Origin of the sequence: Pseudomonas sp. Sample_10 (genome assembly GCF_004321495.1) — a bacterium.
GTDB lineage: Bacteria > Pseudomonadota > Gammaproteobacteria > Pseudomonadales > Pseudomonadaceae > Aquipseudomonas.
This window is the reverse complement of record NZ_RCOE01000117.1, coordinates 1-17,448: the sequence shown is the minus strand read 5'-3', so window position 1 is coordinate 17,448 and position 17,448 is coordinate 1. Positions and strand designations below refer to the sequence as shown.

Annotated in this window: 15 protein-coding genes; 8 read left to right on the top strand and 7 right to left on the bottom strand. The window is 58.5% G+C overall.

Annotated elements, in window-relative coordinates:
- Positions 1-24 precede the first annotated feature (24 nt).
- Entirely contained in the window at positions 25-1,470 is a 1,446-nt protein-coding gene (locus tag D8U18_RS10950) for an aldehyde dehydrogenase family protein (protein ID WP_056855007.1), read from the bottom strand.
- A 61-nt stretch (positions 1,471-1,531) separates the two neighbouring features.
- Complete coding sequence (gene kdgD / locus D8U18_RS10945) at positions 1,532-2,443, bottom strand: 5-dehydro-4-deoxyglucarate dehydratase (protein ID WP_020796617.1); 912 nt, start codon at positions 2,441-2,443, stop codon at positions 1,532-1,534.
- Positions 2,444-2,810: 367 nt separating this feature from the next.
- Here kdgD and D8U18_RS10940 point away from each other — a divergent pair, with 367 nt between their 5' ends.
- Both D8U18_RS10940 and D8U18_RS10935 read left to right on the top strand, forming a co-directional pair.
- Positions 2,811-3,185: a hypothetical protein gene (locus D8U18_RS10940; protein WP_056855006.1), complete on the top strand. Its 375-nt coding sequence runs from the start codon at positions 2,811-2,813 to the stop codon at positions 3,183-3,185.
- Between the two features lie 6 nt (positions 3,186-3,191).
- Complete coding sequence (locus D8U18_RS10935) at positions 3,192-3,359, top strand: hypothetical protein (protein ID WP_241664316.1); 168 nt, start codon at positions 3,192-3,194, stop codon at positions 3,357-3,359.
- 57 nt (positions 3,360-3,416) lie between these two features.
- On the opposite strand, the gene D8U18_RS10930 is transcribed toward D8U18_RS10935, so the two are convergent.
- The 4 genes from D8U18_RS10930 to D8U18_RS10915 all read right to left on the bottom strand — a co-directional run bounded on the left by D8U18_RS10930 (position 3,417) and on the right by D8U18_RS10915 (position 7,989).
- The gene (locus D8U18_RS10930) at positions 3,417-4,166 is read right to left on the bottom strand and encodes a FadR/GntR family transcriptional regulator (RefSeq protein ID WP_177336588.1); all 750 of its coding nucleotides are present in this window, start codon (positions 4,164-4,166) and stop codon (positions 3,417-3,419) included.
- A 182-nt stretch (positions 4,167-4,348) separates the two neighbouring features.
- Complete coding sequence (locus D8U18_RS10925) at positions 4,349-6,076, bottom strand: ABC transporter ATP-binding protein/permease (protein ID WP_131107612.1); 1,728 nt, start codon at positions 6,074-6,076, stop codon at positions 4,349-4,351.
- Between the two features lie 97 nt (positions 6,077-6,173).
- Positions 6,174-6,734 (bottom strand): response regulator transcription factor, encoded by a 561-nt coding sequence (locus tag D8U18_RS10920; RefSeq protein ID WP_056855003.1) that lies wholly within the window; start codon positions 6,732-6,734, stop codon positions 6,174-6,176.
- Positions 6,727-7,989, bottom strand: coding sequence for an ATP-binding protein (locus D8U18_RS10915; RefSeq protein WP_056855002.1), 1,263 nt, complete (start codon positions 7,987-7,989; stop codon positions 6,727-6,729). Before D8U18_RS10915 ends, D8U18_RS10920 begins: the two co-directional genes overlap by 8 nt.
- A gap of 377 nt (positions 7,990-8,366) precedes the next feature.
- On the opposite strand from D8U18_RS10915, the gene D8U18_RS10910 reads away from it, so the two are divergent.
- Positions 8,367-9,086: an SIMPL domain-containing protein gene (locus tag D8U18_RS10910; RefSeq protein ID WP_056855001.1), complete on the top strand. Its 720-nt coding sequence runs from the start codon at positions 8,367-8,369 to the stop codon at positions 9,084-9,086.
- A gap of 461 nt (positions 9,087-9,547) precedes the next feature.
- Positions 9,548-11,173 (top strand): ABC transporter substrate-binding protein, encoded by a 1,626-nt coding sequence (locus tag D8U18_RS10905; RefSeq protein ID WP_130906257.1) that lies wholly within the window; start codon positions 9,548-9,550, stop codon positions 11,171-11,173.
- A gap of 100 nt (positions 11,174-11,273) precedes the next feature.
- Here D8U18_RS10905 and D8U18_RS29220 read toward each other — a convergent pair whose 3' ends face one another.
- On the bottom strand, positions 11,274-11,399 hold the full coding sequence (locus tag D8U18_RS29220; RefSeq protein WP_269083297.1) for a hypothetical protein: 126 nt from the start codon (positions 11,397-11,399) through the stop codon (positions 11,274-11,276).
- Between the two features lie 79 nt (positions 11,400-11,478).
- Between D8U18_RS29220 and D8U18_RS10900 the strand changes: the two genes are divergently transcribed.
- The 4 genes from D8U18_RS10900 (at position 11,479) to D8U18_RS10885 (ending at position 17,444) form a co-directional block, all read left to right on the top strand.
- The gene (locus tag D8U18_RS10900) at positions 11,479-13,080 is read left to right on the top strand and encodes an ABC transporter substrate-binding protein (RefSeq protein ID WP_056854999.1); all 1,602 of its coding nucleotides are present in this window, start codon (positions 11,479-11,481) and stop codon (positions 13,078-13,080) included.
- A 172-nt stretch (positions 13,081-13,252) separates the two neighbouring features.
- Positions 13,253-14,686: an OprD family porin gene (locus D8U18_RS10895; RefSeq protein WP_131107611.1), complete on the top strand. Its 1,434-nt coding sequence runs from the start codon at positions 13,253-13,255 to the stop codon at positions 14,684-14,686.
- Positions 14,687-14,764: 78 nt separating this feature from the next.
- Positions 14,765-16,360: an ABC transporter substrate-binding protein gene (locus D8U18_RS10890; protein WP_130906256.1), complete on the top strand. Its 1,596-nt coding sequence runs from the start codon at positions 14,765-14,767 to the stop codon at positions 16,358-16,360.
- A 73-nt stretch (positions 16,361-16,433) separates the two neighbouring features.
- A complete protein-coding gene (locus D8U18_RS10885) occupies positions 16,434-17,444 on the top strand; it encodes an ABC transporter permease subunit (protein ID WP_075947650.1) in 1,011 nt (336 codons plus the stop codon).
- The last annotated feature ends 4 nt before the right edge of the window (positions 17,445-17,448 follow it).

The window sequence follows — 17,448 nt, the reverse complement described above, 5'->3', positions numbered from 1 at the left end:
GGCTCCTACAGGGTATTGCGTGGATCAGGAGCCGATGTAGCTGGTCTTCACGACCGTGTAGAACTCTTGCGCATAGCGACCTTGCTCACGTGACCCGTAGGATGAACCTTTACGCCCACCGAACGGAACGTGGTAATCCACGCCGGCGGTCGGCAGGTTGACCATTACCATCCCGGCCTGGGAGTGGCGCTTGAAGTGGTTGGCGTACTTCAGGGATGTGGTGGCGATGCCCGCCGACAGACCGAATTCGGTGTCGTTGGCCATGGCCAGCGCAGCATCGTAATCGGCGACGCGGACAATGTTGGCCACCGGACCGAAGATCTCTTCACGGCTGATGCGCATCGCAGCTTCGCTGTCGGCAAACAGCGTTGGCGCGAGGAAGTAGCCCTCGGTGTCACAGGTCACCAGACCACCGCCGCTGACCAGACGCGCACCTTCGGACTGGCCGATGTCGATGTACTTCATGTCTTGCTCGAGCTGCGCTTGCGAAACGACAGGACCGATGTCAGTGCCGGCTTTCAGGGCGTGGCCGACTTTGATCGACTTCATGCGTTCGGCCATGGCTTCAACGAACTTGTCGTGAATCCCGGCGGTGACGATGAAGCGGCTCGACGCGGTGCAACGCTGGCCGGTGGAGTAGAACGCGCTCTGTACCGACAGTTCGACCGCTTGCTTGAGGTCGGCGTCGTCGAGAATGATCTGTGGGTTCTTGCCGCCCATTTCCAACTGAACCTTGGCCTGGCGCGAGACGCAGCTCACGGCGATCTGGCGACCAACGCCCACGGAACCGGTGAAGCTGATGCCGTCGACCTTCGGGCTGTGCACCAGTGCATCGCCCACTACTCGACCACTGCCCATCACGAGGTTGAACACACCGGCGGGGAAGCCTGCGCGGGAAATGATTTCCGCCAGCGCCCAGGCGCAGCCCGGCACCAGGTCCGCAGGCTTGAGCACGACGCAGTTGCCGTAGGCCAGGGCCGGGGCGATTTTCCACGACGGAATGGCAATCGGGAAGTTCCACGGAGTGATCAGACCGACCACGCCCAAGGCCTCACGAGTCACTTCGACGTTGACGCCCGGGCGCACCGACGGCAGATAGTCGCCGGACAGACGCAGGCATTCGCCGGCGAAGAACTTGAAAATGTTACCGGCGCGGGTCACTTCACCGATGGCTTCAGGCAGGGTCTTGCCCTCTTCCCGGGCCAGCAGCGTGCCGAGCTCTTCGCGACGGGCGAGGATTTCGCTGCCGACTTTGTCCAGGGAATCGTGACGCGCCTGAATACCGGACGTGGACCAGGCCGGGAATGCGGCACGGGCAGCATCAATGGCGGCGTTGACCTGGGCCAGGTCAGCCTTGGCGTAATCGCCGATGTTGTCGCTCAGCTCGGACGGGTTGATGTTCGCCGAGTAATCGCCACCGGCAACCCATTCGCCATTGATGTAGTTATCGAAACGCTTTGCATCTGCCACTTTAAGATCTCCTCACGCAAAAGGCCGCTGATCACTCAGCGGCCTTACTTAAACGGATGTGTTACTGCGCACCCTGCTTGTCGATCAGCGCCGCGAGCATTTCGTACTCTTCGCCAGTCAGATCGGTCAGCGGCGCCCGCACAGGGCCTGCGTCATAGCCGGCAATTTTTGCCCCGGCCTTGACGATGCTCACCGCATAACCCGCTTTGCGGTTACGGATGTCCAGGTACGGCAGGAAGAAGTCGTCGATGATCTTGCCAACGGTGGCGTGATCTTCGCGAGCGATCGCGTGGTAGAAATCCATCGCGGTTTTCGGGATGAAGTTGAACACCGCCGAGGAGTAGACCGGCACGCCCAGCGCCTTGTAGGCAGCGGCGTAGACTTCAGCGGTCGGCAAACCGCCCAGGTAGCTGAAGCGATCACCGAGGCGGCGACGGATCGACACCATCAACTCGATATCACCCAGGCCATCCTTGTAGCCGATCAGGTTCGGGCAGCGCTCGGCCAGACGTTCCAGCAGCGGCGCGTTCAGGCGGCAAACGTTGCGGTTGTAGACCACGACGCCGATGTTGACCGATTTGCACACCGCTTCAACGTGGGCGGCAACACCGTCCTGGCTGGCTTCGGTCAGGTAGTGCGGCAGCAGCAACAGGCCTTTGGCGCCCAGACGTTCGGCTTCCTGTGCGTACTCGATGGCTTGACGAGTCGAACCGCCCACGCCGGCCAGGATTGGCACGCTGGTGGCGCAAGTGTCGACGGCAGTCTTGATGATTTCCGAATATTCGCTGGCCGCCAGAGAGAAGAACTCACCGGTGCCACCTGCGGCGAACAGAGCCGAGGCGCCGTATGGGGCCAGCCATTCCAGACGCTTGATGTAGCCAGCGCGATTGAAATCGCCCTGTGCATTGAAATCGGTAACCGGGAAAGACAGCAGACCGGAAGAGAGGATGGACTTCAGTTCTTGTGGATTCATTATTCGAACACCCTGGTAGCAACGTTGTGTGAGAAAACCGTTCAGCCTTCGCCGAAGTTGTAGGTCATCGTACAACTTAAAATACAACCGTCAACTGCATTTCATCGCGCTGGGTGAAAATTGTTCGACAAAAGGCTCGGAAACCCCATTTTTAAAAGCCTTTGGTGGGACTGAAGAAGATGGCGCTTCGAATAATGCCAATCCTAGAGATACGTCATCCTAGGACCCTAAGAAGCATAACCGCTTGTCGAAACTGTAATTTCTATCAAGTTCCGAATGACGCATCTCTAGAGGGATAACTCTGATCCGGAGCTTGGCATGTGCCGCAACCCCATTTCGCCAACCTCGACACTCCAAGGAATACATCATGGCGCTTGAAGCCCCAACGCTTACAGGAATCACAACCCGGCCCGACGATCAGGAAACTGTCGTGGTGTTGTCGAAGCTCCAAGGAGATCTGGAAGTCTGCATTCCCGATTCCGCATATTCCTCGCCTTACAACGAAGCCTTTGCAATCTTGAATCTGGACAAGGGCGACCTGGAATGGCGGGGGAAAAAGATCCCTACCGGACAATACAACGAAGACATTGACGACGTCGCAAGAACGCCAAACCTGAAAGTTTACGTCTCCAGAGAAGAAGTGAAGAGACACGTAAACAAGACAGTCACGCTGTGCTACCAGATCGGCGGCGAGAACGAACCACAAACCAGCTCACTGCTGACATTGCGCATCGAATGGTAATCAGTCATGCCAACGAAACATCGATTTAACTTTCCGACCAGCGCCCAGCTCAAGCCGCTGGTCATGCCAATGGAATTCGACCTGCACGTGAGCATTGGAGATTGGGTCGAATTTGAGTTGATGCCGGGAAAAAAACCTGGAGGTCACTCAAAAAAAATTCAAGGTATTGGGTGATAACACAGTCGAGTACATCGACTATGTGACGGTGCCAGTGGAAAATCCTGTGCTCCCCTAAACCCGCTGCGCCTCAGCCTCTTCATGGGCATGACGCAACCGCTCGCGGCTGTTGGTCAGGTGCAGGCGCATGGCGGCGCGGGCGGCATCGGAGTCCTGGCGGGCGATGGCGTCGTAGATTTCTTCGTGCTCGCGGCTCAGGCGATTCATGTAGTGCTGCTGATCGTCATGGGCCAGCCGCGCGGAGTTGAGCCGAGTGCGCGGAATGATGCTGGTGCCCAGGTGAGTCATGATGTCGGTGAAGTAACGGTTGCCGGTGGACAGGGCAATCTGCAGGTGGAACTGGAAGTCCGAAGCCACGGCATCACTGGCGTGAGACACGCTTTCGTTCAGCGCATCCAGTGCCGCGCGCATCAAGGCCAATTGCTCGGGACTGCGACGCTGGGCAGCGAGGCCGGCGGATTCCACTTCGAGGCTGATGCGCAATTCCAGGATCGCCAGCACGTCACGCAAGGTGACCACGGTTGCCGGGTCGATGCGAAAACCACTCGGGCTCGGTGTGTCGAGAACGAAGGTGCCGATACCATGGCGGGTCTCCACCTGCCCCGCCGCCTGCAAACGGGAAATCGCCTCGCGCACCACCGTGCGGCTGACACCATGGGCATCCATGATCGCCGACTCGGTGGGCAACTTGTCGCCACGCTTGAGGTGACCGTCGCGGATCTGCTCGGACAGCACCGTCACCAGTTCCTGAGCGAGGCTGCGGCGCTTGCGAGGTAGGCGTGGTGCGTCGTTCGGGTTTTCCATGGTGGACGTCTGTCTCGAAATATTCGGCTGCTGAAACCGCATCATAGCGCAACGCGGTTGTACGATCACCACCACCCCTGGTAGGAGCAAAGCTTGCTCGCGATGAACGATCACGCGGTCCCAGGTCGAAAACCGCATGACGGCGATCGCGAGCAAGCTTTGCTCCTACAGAGGCATGATGTTCAGGCGGTCACGGCCTGGTCCACCAAGTGCCCATTTTCGATACGCACATGCCGTGGATGGAAGCGCTTGAGACTGCTGCGATGGCCAACGCTGACAATGCTCAGCCCGGGCAATTCGTCGATCAGTGCCTGATACAGCGACGCTTCGTCCTCTTCATCCATCGCCGAGGTCGCTTCGTCCATGTACAGCCATTGCGGGGCGTAAAGCAGCGCGCGGGCAAAGGCCAGTCGCTGTTGCTCACCCGGCGAGAGCATGCGTTGCCAGTGATTGGCTTCATCAATACGCGCCACCAGATGCGGCAATCGGCAGGTTTCCAGGACGTGCGCATAACGCTCGCTCTGATACGTACCGCCATCCTGTGGATAACTCAGCGCTTCACGCAACGTACCGATCGGCAGATACGGCTTTTGCGGCAAGAACAGATAACGCGCCGCCGGCAGACGAATGCTGCCGTGACCGGACGGCCACAGATGCCCCATCGCCCGCAGCAACGTCGACTTGCCGCTGCCGGAACGCCCGCTGAGCATCACGCGCTCGCCCTCCTCCACAGTCAGGTCGGCATTGGTCAGCAAGTCACGGCCGTCGGCCAGGTCCAGGCCCAGGTTGTGCACTTTCAATGCATCACCCTGGTTCTGCACATCGATGGCCGGTGCGCGCTGTTCGTTGTCGGTCATGGCCTGACGGAAGCTGAGCAGACGATCGCAGGTGGCGCGCCAGGAAGCCAGGCTTTGGTAGGCACTGATAAACCAGCTGAAACTTTCCTGCACATTGCCGAACGCCGAGCTGATCTGCATCAACTCGCCCAGTTCGATCTTGCCCGCCAGGTAACGCGGCGAAGCAACGATGAACGGAAAGATAATGGCAGCCTGGTTGTAACCTGCCGTAAAGAAGGTCAGGCGCTTGGACACCTTCATGATGTCCCAGAAATTGTGCCAGACCATCCCGAAGCGGCCGCTCAAGCGACGATTTTCGTTCGGCTCGCCGTTGTACAACGCGATGCTTTCGGCATTCTCACGAATCCGCACCATGGAGAAACGCAGGTCGGCCTCGAAGCGTTGTTGTTGGTTGTTCAGACCGATCAAGCGACGACCGATCAAATGCGTCAGCCAACTGCCCACCACGGCGTAAACCAGCACGCACCAGAACATGTAGCCGGGAATGGTGATACCGAAGACTTCGATACTGCCCGACACGCCCCACAAAATGATCGAGAACGACACCAGGCTGACGATATTGCGCAGCAGACCGATACCCAGTTCAAGGGTGTTGTTGGTGAAGTTGTTGAGGTCTTCGGAAATCCGCTGGTCCGGGTTATCGGTGTAGCCGCCCTGCTCCAGCTGGTAGTAATTCTTGTCGTTGAGCCACCGCGTGAAATGTTTTTCGGTCAGCCAGGCCCGCCAGCGGATCGTCAACATCTGAGTCAGGTAGAGGCGATACACCGCACCGACAATCGCCACCGCCGCAATCGCGCAGAAGTACAGGATCAGGCGCCAGAAAGCGGCTTCGTCTTTCTGTTGCAGCGCGTTATAGAAATCCTTGTACCAGGTGTTGAACCACACCGAGATGCCCACGCTGATCAGTGACAACGCGATCACCGCGATCAACAACGCCCAGGCCTTGGCCTTCTCCTCACTTTGCCAGTAAGGCGTGATCATCGCCCACACTTTGCGAAAAAACTGCCCGCGCACAGCATCGTTGACCGCGGAGTACTCAGCGTTCTGGTTCATGGATAAGGCTCAATAGAGAAAAGTACACGCACGAACCGATCATAGATGATCGGTTCGGTTTGTCGCGAGGAGCGGCCCGCATTCGTTCAGCGCAGGTTCAGCGACGAACGGGGCGCTTCTGCAGTTTGCGCTGCAGCGTGCGGCGGTGCATGCCCAGGGCGCGGGCCGTGGCGGAAATGTTGCCTTCGTGTTCGGTCAAAACCCGCTGAATGTGTTCCCACTGCAAGCGGTCCACCGACATCGGGTTTTCCGGCACCAGGCTGTCGAGGTCGGCGTGTTCGGACAGCAGCGCCGCCAATACGTCGTCGGCATCGGCCGGTTTGCACAGGTAGTTGCAGGCACCACGCTTGATCGCTTCGACGGCGGTGGCAATGCTTGAGTAACCGGTGAGGATGACCACGCGCATTTCCGGGTCCATTTCCAGCAACTTGGGCAACAACACCAGGCCGGAATCGCCATCCATTTTCAGGTCCAGGGCGGCGTAGTCCGGCAGATCGGCCTTGGCCAGTTCCAGGCCTTCCTCGGCGGAGCCAGCCGTGCTGACGCGGAAACCACGGCGAGCCATGGCGCGAGCCATGACGCGGGTGAAGGTGGCGTCGTCATCGACCAGCAGCAAATGCGGCAGTTCTTCGCCTTCGACTTGGGTTTCGTCACTCATGTTGGTCTCCTCGGGCGACACGGGGCAGGCGCAGCTCGGTGAGCGTGCCACCTTCCTCATGACTGTAGAGTTTCACTGAGCCGCCGGCGCGTGTCACGCTGGCCTTGCTCAAAAACAGGCCCAGGCCGAAGCCTTTGCCCTTGGTGGTAAAAAACGGTTTGCCGATCTGTTCGGCGATAGCCAATGGTACGCCTGCGCCGTGATCGCGGATGCTGATGGTGAGGTTTTCGGCGTCCCAGTCCAGCGTCACCTGCAAGCCCTCCGGGCAGGCATCAGCGGCATTGTTGAGCAAATTCAGCAAGGCCTGGGTCAGGTCAGGCGGTGGCGCCATGCGTGGCACCGTGCCCTGGCCGAGGCGCTGGAAGCGGTAACTGGCCTCCGGACGCATCAGGTGCCAGCGATTGAGCGCTTCGTCGAGCCAATCGGTAACGTCCTGCATTTCCACCGCCAACCGGCGATTGGCCTCGGCGGCGCGTACCAATTGCTGCAAGGTCTCTTTGCACAGCTTGACTTGATCCTGCAACACGCTCAGGTCGTCCTGCAACATAGGGTCGTGATGGTCCTGGCGCATTTCCTTGAGCAGCACGCTCATGGTCGCCAATGGCGTACCCAGCTCATGCGCCGCGCCCGCGGCCTGGGTGGCGACAGCCAGGAGCTGTTGGTCGCGCAGGCCTTCTTCACGGCGGATGGCGCGCAACTCTTCCTGTCGGCGCAGTTCTTCGGCCATGCGAGCGGCGAAGAAGGTGATCACCGCCGCCGCCAGGGCGAAACTCAGCCACATCCCGTACACCTGCAGGTTTTCCCGGGCGATGGGGAAGGTTTGCAGCGGATAGAAGCGTGCCAGCAACAGGGTGTACATCGTCAGCGCAATGCCCGACAGGATCACCGAATAACGCCACGGCAACGTTACGGCAGCGATGGTCAGCGGCACCAGATAATAGGAAACGAAGGGGTTGGTCGACCCCCCGGAGAAATACAGCAAGGCACTGTGGATAAACAGGTCGCAGGCCAGTTGTACGGCGTATTCCAGCTCGGTCACCGGCCATGAGGTGCGCAAGCGAATCGCGGTGAATGCACACAGCAGCATTGAGCAACCGAGGGTGGCGGCCAGTTGAAACCAGGGCAACGGCAACAATTCGAACCAGTAGGCCAGGCCTACCGACCCGGCTTGGGCAGCCAGTACCAAAGTCCGGATGAAAGTCAGCCGCCAGAGATTCTGGCGAGTGGCGGAAGTGATTTGAACGGGGGCGAGCATGAGCTCTCCTGATGAGCGCTCCAGGCGGATCATTGGGAGTATAACCAAGCGGCGCCTTCAGAAGCGAAAGTGCGGCAAACGACCACATGCCAAATCTGATAACGCTGTGGTGGCGAGGGGGCTTGTCGGATCGCCGCACCGTCCCGCTGGACTGCGTAGCAGGCCCGCTCCATCGTACCGGGTAAAACAGGGAGGTCCTGCAATCCGACTTTGCGACTGCTTCGCAGCCGAACGGGAGCAAGCTCCCTCGCCACAAATAGCCCAGCACACGTTATCTGTATAGAAGTTGTAACTGTGCGAACCGGATCATTATCGCTAGAGTCTGATGGGTTCACGCAGGCCCGAACGATTCCCTGCACATCATCCCAGGAGCTTTCATGCACACATTCCGCCGCAGCGCCGCCCTCCTTGCCCTGAGCGTTGGCGCTTTCGCCAGCCTCCCGACCCTGGCGGCCGACGAGCTTCATTACAACCAGATTTCCCTGCGCGCCGAAGTCAGCCAGGAAGTGGCTCGCGACTTGATGATCGTGACCCTCTACACCGAAGAACAAAACACCGACCCGGCCAAACTCGCGGCCGACGTCAGCACCACCATGAACAAGGCGCTGGCCCAGGCCAAACAGGTCAAGGACATCACCCTGCGCCAAGGCAGTCGCAACAGCTATCCGATCTACGACACCAAAGGCCAGAAGATCACCGGCTGGCGTGAACGTGCCGAGTTGCGCCTGGAAAGCACCGACTTTGCCGCCCTGTCGAAGTTGACCGGCGAACTGCTCACAGACCTGAAGATGGGCGGCATGGACTTCGCCATTGCCACGCCAACCCGCAAGGCCAGCGAAGACACCTTGCTCAAGGAAGCAGTGACTGCCTTCAAGGCACGGGCGCAACTGGCAACCGATGCGCTGGGCGGCAAAGGCTACAAAATCGTCAACCTGAACCTCAACAGCAACGGCTATCCGCAACCGTACATGCGCGCGCCGATGATGATGAAAGCGGCCAGCATGGACGAAGCGGCGCCGGTCACTCCACAAGTCGAAGCCGGCACCAGCCAGGTCAGCATGACGGCTGACGGCTCGATCGAAGTGCTGATGCCCTGAGTCGAAGCCACCATGCAATCAGGCGATCACACGGTGATCGCCTTTTTTTTTGCAAACTGCCATCTATGCTCTATCTGCGACGACAGAAATCCCTGAAAAACAGCCACAGTTGCACTTCGTACAACTCGACCAATTGCAGTGCAACGATAACCACTCCCATCAATCTCTACCCACCCCTTTAGAGCGGGGTATAAATAGGTAACACCTCGCCCCACCCACGGGCAACCCAAGCTATATTCGCACCACAAAGGTGCACTGAATGCACTGCAAAAATGCCGCGCAAACGGTCAAATGCGTCAACTTTTATACAAATGCGACATTAAGGTACGTTCGTGCCACCGTTTAAGACCTGCAGTCGCTCAAGATCTTGCATTGGGTATGCCCCCTGCATAAGTATCCGCAGGCACGACTCACGAGGTCGTCCTCAAAATTAAAAAATGACAACAAATCATGAGGCCACCATGCTTAAACAAGCGGTCATTCCGTTTTTAGTCGGCGCCAGCTTATTGGCCGCCGCACCGTTCGCCCAAGCTGCGACCAACCTGGTGTTCTGCTCCGAAGGAAGCCCGGCCGGTTTCGATCCAGGTCAATACACCACCGGAACCGACTTCGACGCCTCTGCAGAAACCATGTTCAACCGCCTGACCCAGTTCGAGCGCGGCGGCACCGCTGTCATTCCTGGTCTGGCGACCAGCTGGGACGTCTCCGATGACGGCCTGACGTACACCTTCCATCTGCGCGAAGGCGTCAAGTTCCACACCACTCCCTACTTCAAGCCGACCCGTGAGTTCAACGCCGACGACGTGCTGTTCACCTTTAATCGCATGATTAACAAGGATGACCCGTTCCGCAAAGCGTACCCGACCGAATTCCCGTACTTCACCGACATGGGGATGGATACCAACATCACCAAGATCGATAAAGTCGACGACAAAACCGTCAAGTTCACCCTCAAGGACGTAGACGCCGCGTTCATCCAGAACATGGCCATGAGCTTCGCCTCGATCCAGTCCGCCGAGTACGCCGCCCAGCTGCTCAAGGAAGGCAAAGCCGCCGACATCAACCAGAAGCCGGTCGGCACTGGTCCGTTCGTGTTCAAGAGCTACCAGAAAGACTCCAACATCCGCTACACCGGGAACAAGGACTACTGGAAGCCGGATGACGTGAAGATCGACAACCTGATCTTCGCCATCACCACCGACCCGTCGGTACGCATCCAGAAACTGAAGAAAAACGAGTGCCAGGTCACCCTGTTCCCGCGTCCGGCCGACCTCAAGGCGCTGCGTGAAGACAAGACCCTGAAGCTGCCTGACCAGGCTGGTTTCAACCTCGGTTACATCGCCTACAACGTGATGGACAAAGTCAAGGGCAGCAACGAGCCGAACCCGCTGGCCCAACTGAAAGTGCGTCAGGCACTGGACATGGCGGTCAACAAGCAGCAGATCATCGACTCGGTTTACCAGGGCGCCGGCCAACTGGCCGTCAACGCCATGCCGCCGACCCAGTGGTCCTACGACACCACCATCAAGGATGCACCGTACAACCCTGAGAAAGCCAAAGAGCTGCTCAAGGAAGCCGGCGTGAAAGAAGGTACCGAAATCGTTCTGTGGGCGATGCCGGTACAGCGTCCGTACAACCCGAACGCCAAGCTGATGGCAGAAATGCTGCAGTCCGACTGGGCGAAAGTCGGCCTCAAGGTCAAGATCCAGAGCTACGAGTGGGGCGAGTACATCAAGCGCTCCAAAGGCGGCGAGAACCAGGCAATGCTGATTGGCTGGAGCGGTGACAATGGTGATCCCGATAACTGGCTGAACGTGCTGTTCGGCTGCGACTCGCTGGAAGGCAACAACTTCTCCAAGTGGTGCGACAAGAAGTTTGACGACATCGTCAAGCAAGCCAAGCGCACTTCGGATCAAGGCAAGCGCACCGAACTGTACAAGCAAGCGCAACACGTCCTCAAAGACGCTGTTCCAATGACACCTATCGCTCACTCGACGGTGTTCCAACCCATGCGCGCCAATGTGCAGGACTTCAAGATCAGCCCGTTTGGCTTGAATTCCTTCTACGGCGTCAGCGTCAGCAAATAAGATCGGGTAACGGCGACGTCCTGGACGTCGCCGTTACTTTATCAACCGAGAAAGCAGGAATTCGCCTACATCCAAGTCGACTGCTGCTTACAGCAGAACGTCAGGCCACGTAGTCATTTCCTACGAGACTTTCGGACTCTTCGCATTTACTGCCGGAGCCACGGTTCATACCGTCGGTATCCGACCAGCTCATGCGTGGGTCATCGGTTTGTTTGCTGCACGTCATGGCTTGAAACCAGTGAAGCCTCGTCGTCTACGCACGGATTGCAGGCTCATTGTCACAACACTGAACAAGAGAGAGCGTCATGCGCCATACCTTGGTTTTATCTGCATTGCTGGGCACCGGTCTGCTGGCCGCTACCTCCATGGGCCACGCGGCCAGTAACAGCCTGGTGTTCTGCTCCGAAGGCAGCCCCGCCGGGTTCGATACGGCGCAATACACGACAGCGACTGACAATGATGCCGCCGAGCCGCTGTACAACCGGCTGGCAGAGTTTGAAAAAGGCTCGACCAATGTCGTACCGGGCCTGGCCACAAACTGGGATATTTCCGAGGACGGCCTCAAGTACACCTTTCACCTGCGCCCAGGGGTGAAGTTTCACACCACCAAATATTTCACCCCAACCCGTGAATTCAATGCCGACGACGTGCTGTTCACCTTCAACCGCATGCTCGATCCGCAACAACCTTTCCGCAAGGCCTACCCGACAGAGTTTCCGTACTTCAACGGGATGAGCCTGAACAAGAACATCGCCAAGGTTGAAAAGACCGGGCCGCTGACCGTGGTCATGACGCTCAACAGCGTCGACGCCGCGTTCATTCAGAACATCGCCATGAGCTTCGCCGCCATTCTCTCTGCCGAATACGCCGACCAGCTGCTGGCCGAGGGCAAGCCGAGCGACATCAACCAGAAGCCGATCGGCACCGGGCCGTTCGTGTTCAAGAGCTATCAGAAAGACTCGAACATCCGTTACACCGGCAACAAACATTACTGGGCGCCTGAGCGCGTCAAGCTCGACAACCTGATCTTCGCCATCAACACCGACGCTTCGGTACGTGTGCAGAAACTCAAGGCCGACGAGTGCCAGATCACCCTGCATCCGCGTCCGGCCGATGTCACCGCGCTGAAGAACGACCCCAAGCTGCAACTGATCGAGAAGCCCGGCTTCAACCTCGGCTACATCGCCTACAACGTGCGCCACAAACCGTTCGACCAGCTTGAAGTGCGTCAGGCGCTGGACATGGCGGTGAACAAGCAAGGCATTCTCAACGCCGTTTACCAGGGCGCGGGGCAACTGGCGGTCAACGCCATGCCGCCGACCCAGTGGTCCTACGACGACACCGTCAAGGATGCCGCCTACAACCCGGAAAAAGCCAAGGAATTGCTCAAGGCTGCCGGCGTCAAGGAAGGCACCGAGATCACTTTGTGGGCCATGCCCGTCCAGCGTCCGTACAACCCCAACGCCAAGCTGATGGCCGAGATGCTCCAGGCTGACTGGGCGAAAATCGGCCTCAAGGTCAAGATCGTCAGCTATGAATGGGGCGAGTACATCAAGCGCACCAAGAATGGCGAGCACGACGTCAGCCTGATCGGCTGGACCGGTGACAATGGTGACCCGGACAACTGGCTCGGCACGCTGTACAGCTGCGATGCCATCGGCGGCAACAACTATTCCATGTGGTGTGATCCGGCTTACGACAAGCTGATCAAGCAAGCCAAGGTCGTAACCGACCGCGACCAGCGCACCGTCCTCTACAAACAGGCGCAGCAGTACCTCAAGCAGCAGGTGCCGATCACGCCAGTCGCCCATTCAACGGTCAATCAGCCGTTGAGCGCCAAAATCGAAGGGTTCAAGGTCAGCCCCTTCGGTCGTAACGTTTTCTCGGGTGTCAGCATCGAAAAATAAAACCGTGTAGCTGAATCGCTGGGGGCGTACTGCGCCCCCATGCAGGCGCCTTGCCGTAATTCGCCCAAAAGGCATGCAGCAAACGTTTGCGTTGCGTGAAAGAGTTCCAAAGCAATAGCCGCTCATCAAAAAAGAACGGCATAAAAAAAAGAAATAAAAAGGAGCTTCACCCATGAAACTGAGCAGCACCGCAATACTGGCCCTGGCCATCAGCAGCGTGACCGCCACGGCTTACGCTGAAACCCAGAGCCAGGCTTTCACACCGGTTACCGTGAAAGAAAAATCCGCTCAAAGCGAAGCCACTGGCTTTGTGGAAGGCCAGTCGATTACCGGCACCACGCGTAACTGGTACGCCAATGAACAACTGAAACGCGGCGGCAAGTTCCGCTACAGCAAAGACGGCGCATTGCAGGAAACCGATCGCCGTATCAACTGGGTGCAAGGCACCATCCTCAAGTACAACTCGGGCTTCACCGAGGGCACGGTCGGCTTCAGCACTGAAGTCGCCGCCTACAACGCCATTGCACTGGAGCGTGATCGCGAAAACCTGGCTGCCGGCAACGGTGGCGCACCGAAGACCGGCGCCTTCTCGGGTAACAACCGTACCCTGACCGAGAAAGGCGGCGATGCGGTGGGCCAGTGGAGCAAACTGGGCCTGGCCAACGTCAAGGCGCGCGTCTCCAACTCCACCCTGACTGCCGGTCGCCAGAGCTACAGCAGCCCGCAAGTCGACACCATCGGCAACCGCGCCCTGCCTTCGAGTTTCGAGGGTGTGAGCCTGAACGTCGCTGAGCTGGAAAACCTGACCTTTGATATCGCGACCTTCGATCGCGTGTCTCCGCGTATGGAACAAAGCCTGCAAAAATTCCGTACGGAATACGCCAACGGCCGCGTGGAATCCGATCACATTTACACGGGCGGCATCACCTACACCCCATTCTCCAGCCTGACCACCAGCCTCTGGGCAACCCAGGCTGAAGACATCTGGAACCAGTACTACTTCGGCGCTACCCACGTGCTGGGCGACAGCCAGGTGCTGAGCCTGACCACTGGCCTGAACTATTACAAAACCCAGGAAGAAGGCAAGGCGCTGATCGGCGACATCGACAACGATACTTACTCGCTGTCGTTCGGCCTGACCCACCAGGCTCACACCTTGACCTTCTCGTATCAGGAAGTGAACGGTAACGAGTACTTCGACTACCTGCACGAAACCAACGGCATCTACCTGGCCAACTCCCTGCTGTCGGACTTCAACGGCCCGAACGAGAAATCCTTCCAGGTAGCGTATGGCCTGAACATGGCTGAATACGGTGTGCCAGGCCTGAAATTCAACATCTACCAGGCGCGTGGCTGGGGCATCGACGGCACCCACTACACCGGCAACAAAGGCGTCGCTGGCAAAGGCTACGACGGTGTGCAGGAACAGGACGGCGAACACCACTACGAATACGGTATCGGTGCCACTTATGCAGTTCAGAGCGGTCCGTTCAAGGCCACCACGATCCGCGGCACCTACACCGCTCACCGTGCCAGCGAGTTCCAGTCCGATGGCAGCATCAACGAGTTCCGTCTCGTGACCACCATCCCGTTCAATATTCTGTAATGCATTGGGCCGAACGGTGCGCTCAGCGATGAGTCGCCGTTCGGCTTTTGTCCTTTAACCGATTGCAGAGGGTTCTTGATGAAAATGCTTCCCCTACGTGCGGCCATCGCGGCCGCCTTGCTGAGTGTCGCGGTGGGCGTATCGGCCAAGCCGCTGGTGGTTTGTACCGAAAACAGCCCCGAAGGCTTCGACATGGTCCAGTACACAACTGCAGTCACAGCCGATGCGGTGGCGGAAACCATTTTCAATCGCCTGGCAGATTTCAAGCCCGGCACCACGGATGTGATTCCGGCACTGGCCGAATCCTGGGACATCAGCGAAGACGGTCTGACGTACACGTTCCACCTGCGCAAAGGCGTCAAATTCCACACCACCGAATACTTCAAGCCGACCCGCGACATGAATGCCGACGACGTGGTCTGGAGCTTCCAGCGTCAACTGGACCCGAATCACCCATGGCACAAACTGTCGAGCGTGGGCTTCCCCTACTTTGAAAGCATGGGCTTCAAGGAACTGCTCAAGAGTGTCGAAAAAGTCGATGACAACACGGTCAAGTTCACCCTGACCCGCCGTGAAGCGCCGTTCCTGGCTGACATCGCCATGGCCTTCTCCTCGATCTATTCCGCCGAGTACGCCGATCAGTTGCTCAAGGCCAACAAAACCGCCGATCTGAACAACAAACCGGTCGGTACCGGCCCGTTCATCTTCCAGCGTTATAACAAGGACGCCCAGGTTCGCTTCAAGGCCAACCCGGACTATTTCCGTGGCAAGCCACCGGCCGAGGCGCTGATCCTGGCCATCGCCACCGATAACAACGTGCGCCTGCAGAAGCTCAAGGCGAACGAGTGCCAGGTCGCGTTGTACCCGAAGCCGGACGACATCCCGAGCATCAAGAAAGACCCGAACCTGAAAGTCGATGAACTGAACGCGATGACCGTCGCCTACATCGCCATCAACACCCAGCACAAATACCTGAGCGACGTGCGCGTGCGTAAAGCCATCGACATCGCCTTCGACAAGGAAGCGGCGGTCAACGCGCTGTTCGGCAAAGGCAATGCGACCGCGGCGGTCAACCCGTTCCCGGACACCCTGCTGGGCTATAACCACGACATGAAGAATCCGGTCCGCGACCTGGACAAGGCTCGTGCCCTGCTCAAGGAAGCCGGCGTACCGGAAGGCACGGTTTTCACCCTGTTCACCCGCAACGGTGGTGGCGCGACCAACCCGAACCCGATGCTCGGCGCGCAGATGATGCAGGCTGACCTGGCCAAAGTCGGGATCAAGGTCGACATCCGCGTCATGGAATGGGGCGAAATGCTCAAACGCGCGAAAAACGGTGAGCACGACATGGTTTCCGCCGGATGGGCGGGCGATAACGGCGACCCGGATAACTTCCTTACGCCTATGCTCAGTTGCGAAGCGGCCAAGAACGGCGAAAACTACGCACGCTGGTGCAATGACAAGTTCCAGGCACTGCTCGATCAGGCCCGGGAAAAAACCGACCCGGCCGAGCGTGCAGCCCTGTACGAACAGGCTCAGGTTATTTTTAACCAGGACCAGCCATGGATCAGCATGGCGCACACTAGAATGTTCACCGCAATGCGCAACAACGTAGAGGGCTATCACATTAGCCCCCTCACCACGAATAACTTCGCCACCACCCAGGTGAAGTAAATAAGAAAACTCCCGGCAAGCCTGATCCAGGCCTGCCGGGCACGCCTAACCGGCTGATGAGGTACACCACACGATGTTTAGTTTTATTGCCCGCCGACTGGGGTTACTGATCCCCACGTTCTTCGGCATCACCTTGCTGACTTTCGCGTTGATTCGCATGATCCCTGGCGACCCCGTGGAAGTCATGATGGGAGAACGCAGGGTCGACCCCGAAATGCACGCTCAGGCAATGGAACGCCTAGGTCTGAACAAACCCCTGTATGCCCAGTACCTGGATTACATCGGCAAACTGGCCCACGGCGATCTCGGGGAATCCCTGCGTACCCGTGAGAGCGTCTGGACCGAGTTCACCTCCCTCTTCCCCGCGACCCTGGAACTGTCCATGGCCGCCCTGTTGTTCGCCGGCATCCTGGGCCTTCTGGCCGGGGTGATTGCGGCACTCAAGCGAGGATCCCTGTTCGACCATGGGGTGATGGGCATCTCCCTGGCGGGATACTCGATGCCGATCTTCTGGTGGGGCCTGATCCTGATCATGTTCTTCTCGGTGAGCCTGGGCTGGACCCCGGTATCCGGGCGGATCGACCTGCTCTACGACATCGAGCCACGTACCGGCTTCATGCTGATCGATACACTGCTGGCCGATGACGTCGGCGCGTTCTTCGATGCGCTGCACCACCTGATCCTGCCGGCCATCGTGCTGGGGACCATTCCATTGGCGGTGATCGCGCGAATGACCCGCTCGTCGATGCTCGAAGTGCTGCGTGAAGACTACATTCGTACCGCCCGCGCCAAAGGCCTGTCGCCATCGCGTGTGGTATTCGTCCACGGCCTGCGTAACGCGCTGATCCCGGTACTGACCGTGGTTGGCCTGCAAGTCGGCACCCTGCTGGCCGGCGCGGTCCTGACCGAAACCATTTTCTCCTGGCCGGGCATCGGCAAATGGCTGATCGAAGCCATTGGCGCCCGTGACTATCCGGTTGTACAAAACGGCATCCTGTTAATCGCCTGCCTGGTGATTCTGGTCAACTTCGTAGTGGACATCCTCTACGGCTTTGCCAACCCACGCATCCGTCATCAGCGCTGAGGTC

Excerpts from the sequence above, each read along its gene's own strand:
- D8U18_RS10900 (WP_056854999.1), top strand. The coding sequence starts at position 11,479 with ATGCGCCATACCTTGGTTTTATCTGCATTGCTGGGCACCGGTCTGCTG.
- D8U18_RS10885 (WP_075947650.1), top strand. The coding sequence starts at position 16,434 with ATGTTTAGTTTTATTGCCCGCCGACTGGGGTTACTGATCCCCACGTTC.
- D8U18_RS10925 (WP_131107612.1), bottom strand. The coding sequence starts at position 6,076 with ATGAACCAGAACGCTGAGTACTCCGCGGTCAACGATGCTGTGCGCGGG.
- D8U18_RS10935 (WP_241664316.1), top strand. The coding sequence starts at position 3,192 with ATGCCAACGAAACATCGATTTAACTTTCCGACCAGCGCCCAGCTCAAG.
- D8U18_RS10910 (WP_056855001.1), top strand. The coding sequence starts at position 8,367 with ATGCACACATTCCGCCGCAGCGCCGCCCTCCTTGCCCTGAGCGTTGGC.
- D8U18_RS10915 (WP_056855002.1), bottom strand. The coding sequence starts at position 7,989 with ATGCTCGCCCCCGTTCAAATCACTTCCGCCACTCGCCAGAATCTCTGG.
- D8U18_RS29220 (WP_269083297.1), bottom strand. The coding sequence starts at position 11,399 with ATGACGTGCAGCAAACAAACCGATGACCCACGCATGAGCTGGTCGGAT.
- D8U18_RS10895 (WP_131107611.1), top strand. The coding sequence starts at position 13,253 with ATGAAACTGAGCAGCACCGCAATACTGGCCCTGGCCATCAGCAGCGTG.
- D8U18_RS10930 (WP_177336588.1), bottom strand. The coding sequence starts at position 4,166 with ATGGAAAACCCGAACGACGCACCACGCCTACCTCGCAAGCGCCGCAGC.
- D8U18_RS10920 (WP_056855003.1), bottom strand. The coding sequence starts at position 6,734 with ATGAGTGACGAAACCCAAGTCGAAGGCGAAGAACTGCCGCATTTGCTG.
- D8U18_RS10905 (WP_130906257.1), top strand. The coding sequence starts at position 9,548 with ATGCTTAAACAAGCGGTCATTCCGTTTTTAGTCGGCGCCAGCTTATTG.
- D8U18_RS10940 (WP_056855006.1), top strand. The coding sequence starts at position 2,811 with ATGGCGCTTGAAGCCCCAACGCTTACAGGAATCACAACCCGGCCCGAC.
- kdgD (WP_020796617.1), bottom strand. The coding sequence starts at position 2,443 with ATGAATCCACAAGAACTGAAGTCCATCCTCTCTTCCGGTCTGCTGTCT.
- D8U18_RS10890 (WP_130906256.1), top strand. The coding sequence starts at position 14,765 with ATGAAAATGCTTCCCCTACGTGCGGCCATCGCGGCCGCCTTGCTGAGT.